Annotated in this window: 5 protein-coding genes and 1 pseudogene; 5 read left to right on the forward strand and 1 reads right to left on the reverse strand. The window is 69.8% G+C overall.

What is annotated here, in order from left to right:
- The first annotated feature begins 6 nt into the window (after nucleotides 1-6).
- From ABZS37_RS03400 to ABZS37_RS03415, 4 genes are all read left to right on the forward strand, one after another.
- Nucleotides 7-903 carry a hypothetical protein gene (locus tag ABZS37_RS03400; RefSeq protein WP_355165190.1) on the forward strand — a complete coding sequence of 299 codons (897 nt, stop codon included), beginning with the start codon at nucleotides 7-9 and terminating at the stop codon, nucleotides 901-903.
- A 216-nt stretch (nucleotides 904-1,119) separates the two neighbouring features.
- Nucleotides 1,120-2,781, forward strand: coding sequence for a sodium:solute symporter family protein (locus ABZS37_RS03405; RefSeq protein WP_355165191.1), 1,662 nt, complete (start codon nucleotides 1,120-1,122; stop codon nucleotides 2,779-2,781).
- 15 nt (nucleotides 2,782-2,796) lie between these two features.
- Nucleotides 2,797-3,105, forward strand: coding sequence for a hypothetical protein (locus ABZS37_RS03410; RefSeq protein WP_355165192.1), 309 nt, complete (start codon nucleotides 2,797-2,799; stop codon nucleotides 3,103-3,105).
- Nucleotides 3,106-3,188: 83 nt separating this feature from the next.
- On the forward strand, nucleotides 3,189-3,575 hold the full coding sequence (locus ABZS37_RS03415) for a hypothetical protein (protein ID WP_355165193.1): 387 nt from the start codon (nucleotides 3,189-3,191) through the stop codon (nucleotides 3,573-3,575).
- Between the two features lie 118 nt (nucleotides 3,576-3,693).
- On the opposite strand, the gene ABZS37_RS03420 is transcribed toward ABZS37_RS03415, so the two are convergent.
- Nucleotides 3,694-5,493 (reverse strand): glycoside hydrolase family 6 protein, encoded by a 1,800-nt coding sequence (locus ABZS37_RS03420; RefSeq protein WP_355165194.1) that lies wholly within the window; start codon nucleotides 5,491-5,493, stop codon nucleotides 3,694-3,696.
- A gap of 604 nt (nucleotides 5,494-6,097) precedes the next feature.
- On the opposite strand from ABZS37_RS03420, the pseudogene ABZS37_RS03425 reads away from it, so the two are divergent.
- Nucleotides 6,098-6,785: pseudogene (locus tag ABZS37_RS03425) on the forward strand (hypothetical protein); the annotation flags it as partial.

Raw genomic sequence — 6,785 nt, forward strand, 5'->3', positions numbered from 1 at the left:
CCACCGATGCGCCATGAAGACCAGCAGGTGAGCAACGACCATCCGGAGGGGGTCCGTTCCGAGCCGGTTCCGGTGCCGCCAGCCGGCGACCGGGCCGGCCGCTCGGACGTGCCCGAGGACACCCTGGACGACCGGGGCACCTTCGACGACCCGTCCGCCGCCGACGAGCGGCCCGACGGTTCCGACCGGCGCGGCCGGCCGGACGACCGGTCCGACGACCTGGACGACGAGGGCGGGTTCCACGAGCCGGGGCCGCTGCCGACCACGTTCGGCGCCACCACGGTGGGCGACGCGGTGGCGGCGTCCGCGCTGGCCAGCCCGCGCCCGCAGGACCAGCCGGACCCCCGGGCCGAGCGGACCGCCCAGCCGGGCGACGGTGCCGAGGACGGCGAGCGTGAGGGTCTGCGCGCCGATCCCACCGCCGAGCTGCACCGCCGGAACACCGATGCCCGCGGCGATCTGACCCCGACCGGTGGCGATTCGGACGCGGCCGCCTACGGCAGCGCGACGCCGGAGATGGTCGATCCGGACGCGGTCTCGCCGGACGCCGACCCGGTGCCGGCCGGACGCGGCACCGGCACCTCGCTGGAGTCCGCTGGGACGTCCCTACCGGCCGGGTCGACCGTGGCAGCCGAGGCTGCCGCGCTCCTCGACGCCGACACGGCACAGGCGTTCCGGGATCGCTGGCGGGACGTGCAGCTGCGCTTCGTGGACGATCCGCAGGGCGCAGCCGCCGAGGCGCAGGCGCTGGTGGAGGAGGCCATCCAGGCCCTCGCCTCGGCGCTGGCCGCGCAGAAGACCACCCTGGGCGGATGGCAGGACGCCGGCTCGGCGGACACCGAGCATCTGCGGGTGGCGGTGCGCCGCTACCGGGACTTCCTGGACCGCGTGCTGGGTCGCTGAGCGACGACAGACCAGGGGCGCCCCGGCCGATCGGCCGGGGCGCCTCCGCACATCCGTCAAAGCCACCCGTGAGGTCGCCCGTCGGGGCCGGAACGCCGCCAGACCGCCCCGGCACGCCCGAATACGCCGAACCTGGAAAAGAGGCGTGAAACCCGACTGCCGGGGTAATACCGCGCGCGCTCACCGACACGCGCGGCGGACGAGGGGTGACAAGGCATGGACGACGGCGGCGGTCTTCGGCTCAACATGAACGGCCTGGATTACCTCATCCTGGCGCTGTACTTCGTCACCGTCCTCGGGGTCGGTTTCGCCGCGCGCCGGGCGATCCGGACCAGCGTCGACTTCTTCCTCTCCGGCCGTTCCCTACCGGCCTGGGTGACCGGTCTCGCCTTCGTCTCGGCGAACCTGGGCGCGTTGGAGATCATTGGGATGGCCGCGAACGGGGCCCAGTACGGCGCCATGACGCTGCACTACTACTGGATCGGCGCCGTCCCGGCGATGGTCTTCCTGGGGATCGTGATGATGCCCTTCTACTACGGGTCGAAGGTCCGCAGCGTGCCGGAGTATTTGCGGCTGCGGTTCAACCGCCCCACCCACCTGCTCAACGCGCTCAGCTTCGCCGTCGCCCAGGTGCTGATCGCCGGGGTGAACCTCTACGCGCTCGCCCTGGTGATGCAGGCGCTGCTCGGCTGGCCGCTCTGGACGGCGGTCGTGGTCGGCGCGGCGATCGTGCTGGCGTACATCACCATCGGCGGTCTGTCCGGTGCGATCTACAACGAGGTGCTCCAGTTCTTCGTCATCCTGGCCGGTCTCATCCCGGTGACCGTGATCGGCCTGGTCAAGGTCGGCGGAGTGAACGGCCTGATGGACGCGGTGCGCGACTCCAAGCTCGGTGAGGCCGGCCTGCACACGTGGCAGGACACCGCGACCACCGCCAACCCCCTCGGCGCGCAGTGGATCGGCATCGTCTTCGGCCTCGGCTTCGTGCTGTCGTTCGGCTACTGGACGACGAACTTCGCCGAGGTGCAGCGGGCGCTGTCGGCGAAGAACATGAGCGCCGCCCGCCGTACGCCGATCATCGCCGCGTACCCGAAGCTGTTCATTCCCCTGGTCACGGTCATCCCCGGCCTGGTGGCCCTGGTGACGGTCAAGGGGCTCGGCGCGGAGAGCGGCGACCTGCAGTACAACAACGCGATCCCGCTGCTGATGCGCGACCTGCTCCCCAACGGTGTGCTGGGGGTGGCGGTCACCGGCCTGCTCGCCTCGTTCATGGCCGGCATGGCGGCCAACGTGAGCGGCTTCAACGCCGTCTTCACCTACGACATCTGGCAGGCGTACGTCCGCCGTGACCGCTCGGACGAGTACTACCTGCGGATCGGCCGGTGGGCGACAGTCGGCGCGGTGGTGATCGGCATCGGGACCGCGTTCATCGCGGCCGGGTTCAGCAACATCATGAACTACATCCAGGCGCTGTTCTCGCTGTTCAACGCGCCGCTGTTCGCCACGTTCATCATCGGCATGTTCTGGAAGCGGATGAGCGCGCTGGCCGGCTTCTGGTCGCTGCTGCTGGGCACCCTGGCGTCGCTCGCGACGTACCTGCTCTACAAGGGCGGTGTGATCCACTTCAACTCGGACCTGGAGGAGAGCTTCTGGGGCGCCGGCATCGCCTTCGTCACGGTGGCGGTCGTCGCCGTGATCCTCACTCCGCTCACCGCCCCCAAACGCGACGAGGAGCTGCGCGGGCTGGTCTACGGCATGGGCGGTGTCGACCTGAAGGGCGACGTGCTCGCCGGGGACGCCGTCTGGTACCGCTCCCCCGTGCTGCTCGGTGTGATCGCGGTCGCGCTGGCCGCTCTCTTCTACATCCCGGTCTTCTAGGAAAGGGGTCGGCAGATGGACAACCACGGCCAGCCGGCACAGGACCCGCTGATCGACGAGACGCAGGCGGAACAGCGGCGCTCCGCCGCGGCCAGGCTGTTCGACATCCGGCGGGTGATCGGTGGCCTCTTCGTGGCGTACGGGATCATCGTGACGCTGATCGGCATCTTCGACAGCCGGGCTGAGATCGACAAGGCCGAGGGTGTACGGATCAACCTGTGGGCCGGGCTGGCGATGCTCGCCTTCGGCCTGCTCATGCTGCTCTGGCAGTGGCTACGCCCGGCGGAACCGCCGTCCCCCAACGAGCAGCAGCCCGGCACCTGACGGCCGGGCCGTGCGGCATGAGCAGGACACCAGGGGGTACGCGAGGGAAATCAGGCACCGTGTCGGACCCAGGAGGCAGCACCATGACCGATCGCGATCGCCAACCGCCCTTGGAGGACAGCCCGGAGGTGGCCTCGGCGGTGGATGATGACGCCACCGTCCCGCAGCTGCGAACCGGCGGTGGCCCGGACCGGGACACCCCGGCCTTCTCCGAGCCTCGCGGCCGGCCGGACGACCTCGCGCCGGGCACCGCCGAGCTGATCGGTGACCCCTACGCTGCCGGCACCGGTGCGACCGGGACGGGCACCGGCGCGGGCGGGGACAACATCCGTACCGGGGCGGAGCAGCCCTGGGAGCCGGAGGACCTGGTGATGGCCCGAGGGCAGGACCTCACCCCGGAGAACCTGGACAAGGCCCGCCGCGACCTGGCCGAGCAGGGTCGGGCGGCGATCGAGCGCACCGTGCCCTGACCGGGGTACGGGGTGGGTCCCCGACCCGACCATCACGGTCGGATCGGGGACCCGGGGAACCTGCCGCCGGCAGTGCCTCACCTACCGCCGGCGGCGGGTGGTTGCGGAAGCGATCCGGTCAGAGCGCCGGGTACGCGTTGCGCATGAGCTCCTGGAACTGGGCGGAGAACCACGCACCGGAGATCGGTGCGTTCGCCAGCGCTCCGGACGGGTTGTTGCCGTTGCGGGCGTTGCCGCCGTACGTCGGGTCGCACATCCGGTCGAAGCCCTTGCCCTCGTTGTTCGGGATCTCCTTGCTGGAGCCGTCCGACTCACCCGGCGGCTTCACCCAGACGTAGGCGTCGATGCCGGCCTCCGGGTTGGCCCGGGGACGCTCGCCGAGGCCAGCGCCGGCCTGGTTGCACCAGTTGCCGAGGTGGCCACGCCGGTCGATGCGACCCCCGTTGACGTAGGTGTCGACGCTGGTCGTCGCGCCCGGTCCGGTGGGCCGCGCGGAGCCGCCCCAGCCGTTGCGGGACGTGTCGATCAGCATGCCGATGCCGGAGTTGAAGCCGATCGACACCAGCTTGTCGCGGAACGCCTGGGCGAACGACAACTCGTCGACGTAGTAGTTCCAGTCGACCCACTTGGACTGCCGCACCGTCTGGCCGTTCACGTTGTCCGTGACCTTGAAGTACGGCTCGCGCAGCGCCGAGTAGTTCGCCGTGTTGACGATGAACCCGTGCACGTTGTTCACCGTGCTGCCGGAGGCGACCGCGGCGGTCTTCAGAATGTCGGCGGTCGGGCCGAAGTTGGTGTCCCAACCGAGCCAGCCGTGGTGGCCGGCGTCGATGTAGTTGTAGACGTTGCCGAGCGCGCCCAGCTTGGCGAGGGCGTAGCCGACACCGTTGACGTACGCGCCGTTGGCCTTGACCGTGTCACACATGACCGTGCCACCGGCCTGACCGGACGTGTTGGTGATCAGGTTCGGCAGCGAGTCGATCTCGATGACGTTGATGATCCGCAGGTTCCGGTACTTCGAGTCGCCCTGGATCGCGGCGATCGGGTCGATGTACTCGGCCTTGTACCGCGGCAGCTCGTTCGGGCCAAGCTCGCCGTTGGAGGCGAGCGCGGAGCAGTCCCGGCCGGGCAGGTTGTAGATCACGAACTGGATGTACCCGGCGCCCTGGCGCAGCGCCTCGTCCAGGTGCTGACGCACCCCGAACGCACCGTTGGAGCTGCTGTCCGGAGTGCCGTTGATGGCGGCGATCCGGTCCAGCCAGACGGCGGTGGGGTTGTTGGAGACCCGGCTTCCGCCCGCCTCAGCGTCCGCCTTGGCCTTCCACTCCGGGTTCACGTACCCGCGCACCCCGGCGTACGGGTTGTCCACCTTCGTGCCCGGCGGAGGGGTGGTGGGCGGAGGCGTGGTCGGCGGCGGGGTGGTGGGTGGAGGCGTGGTGGGCGGCGGGGTGGTCGGCGGGGGTGTGGTGGGCGGCGGGGTGGTGGGGCTACCACCGTTGCAGACCACGCCGTTGACGGTGAACGAGGTCGGCTTCGGGTTGCTGCCGCTCCACGCGCCGTTGAAGCCGATGCTGGTCGACGCGCCGGTGGCGAGGTTGCCGTTGTAGGACAGGTTGCGCGCGGTCACCTGGCTGCCGGACTGACTGAACTCGGCCGACCAGCCCTGCTGCACACGCTGGCTGGAGTTGGGGAAAGTCCAGCTCAACGTCCAGCCGTTGATCGGGTCACCGAGGTTCTTGATGGTGACGTTCCCGGTGAAGCCCCCGGGCCAGTCGTTGGTCGTGTAGGCGACGTCGCACTGCGTCGCGGCCTGCGCCGCGGTAACCGGGATCGTCACCAACCCGCCGGCGACCAGGACGCCCGCGCCGGCGAGCACGAGGCCCCGGCGTGGACCGGACAGCCTTCTCCACACATTCATGCCACTGATCTCCTTGGGCGAGACCGGGCCCACGTACGGCCCGGCGAGACGGCCCGGTGGGCGTCCTGCACGGACGGCCGCCGGCGCCAACGGGATTTTTTTGGGGGTGCCCGACCCGGACGGGCGAGGGTGGTGGTGGTGCCGACCGGCGCAGCGGCCGGTCGATCGGCGGCGGGATGTCGCCCCGGTGAACCGGGTGCCCTCGACTCCCTACCTGCGCGGTGTGGCTCCCCGAACCGCGTTCGCCGATTCTCGCATGGGAGCGCTTCCATGGCAATGGCTCGATGCGTTGCGGCCCGGGGGCCACCCTGGGCCCGTTTCGGACGATACCCCCGAGCGCGCCCGAGCCGCACGAGCGCGACCCTGACCGTCACTACCGGACGACCACGGCCGGCTGCGCACGGCGAGCACGGAACGCCGTGGCACGCACGGAACAACGTGCGCCAGCAGAGACGGCGCTCTGCCCGGCGAAAGCCGCGTAGCACTCCTTCACCTCTTAGTTGCACTAAAGCGCAGAACACGAATCTTTCACTTCATAAGTCATGAAACCGTCTAACGTCGGTCTTAGCTCGGTTGTCGCCGGGCTCAGGACAACAGGGATGGAGTGACGCAGGTCATGGCTAAGAAGATGCTCGGGAAGGTCGTTGCGGGTGCCGCGCTCGGCGGTGCATCGCTCCTGGTGTTCGCGCCGGGGATCGCGTTCGCCGACGGACACCACGACGGCGGTAAGGACCGTGACGGCAAGGTCTTCGCCAAGCCGCACGTCGTCAAGGCTGGCGAAGAGGTCAAGCTCCTCGAGATCTGCCCGGATCGGCAGGAGCACGCGTTCGTGTGGTCCAAGGTCACCGGCAAGGTCAAGCTCAAGCCGGTGCACGACGACCGGGGCGAGGACCGCGAGTGGCGCGGGGAGGAGAACTCCTCCGACCGCGACAAGGGCAAGGACGAACACGGCAAGGACGACAAGGGCAAGGACCACGAGGGCAAGGACGAGAACGGCAAGGACGACCACGGTAAGGACGAGCACGGCAAGGACGACAAGGGCAAGGACCACGAGGGCAAGGACGAGAACGGCAAGGACGACCACGGTAAGGGCGAAGACGGCAAGGGCGAAGACGGCAAGGACAAGCCGCAACCGCCCGCCGACGACGCCCAGCCCGGCGGCCAGGGTGGCGGCGCTGCCGCCGACGCCCACGGCGACGAGGGCAGCAAGGACTGGAAGGGCGAAGAGCACGGCCAGGACGCGGAAGACAGCCGCGACAAGAAGGACTCGGACTCCAAGGACGAGGGCAAGA

The organism is Micromonospora sp. NPDC005413 (assembly GCF_040606435.1).
Classification (GTDB): Bacteria; Actinomycetota; Actinomycetes; order Mycobacteriales; family Micromonosporaceae; genus Micromonospora.

Bases quoted from the DNA above. Each gene is read 5' to 3' on its own strand.
- ABZS37_RS03415 (WP_355165193.1), top strand. From the start codon at position 3,189: ATGACCGATCGCGATCGCCAACCGCCCTTGGAGGACAGCCCGGAGGTG.
- ABZS37_RS03400 (WP_355165190.1), top strand. From the start codon at position 7: ATGCGCCATGAAGACCAGCAGGTGAGCAACGACCATCCGGAGGGGGTC.
- ABZS37_RS03405 (WP_355165191.1), top strand. From the start codon at position 1,120: ATGGACGACGGCGGCGGTCTTCGGCTCAACATGAACGGCCTGGATTAC.
- ABZS37_RS03420 (WP_355165194.1), bottom strand. From the start codon at position 5,493: ATGAATGTGTGGAGAAGGCTGTCCGGTCCACGCCGGGGCCTCGTGCTC.
- ABZS37_RS03410 (WP_355165192.1), top strand. From the start codon at position 2,797: ATGGACAACCACGGCCAGCCGGCACAGGACCCGCTGATCGACGAGACG.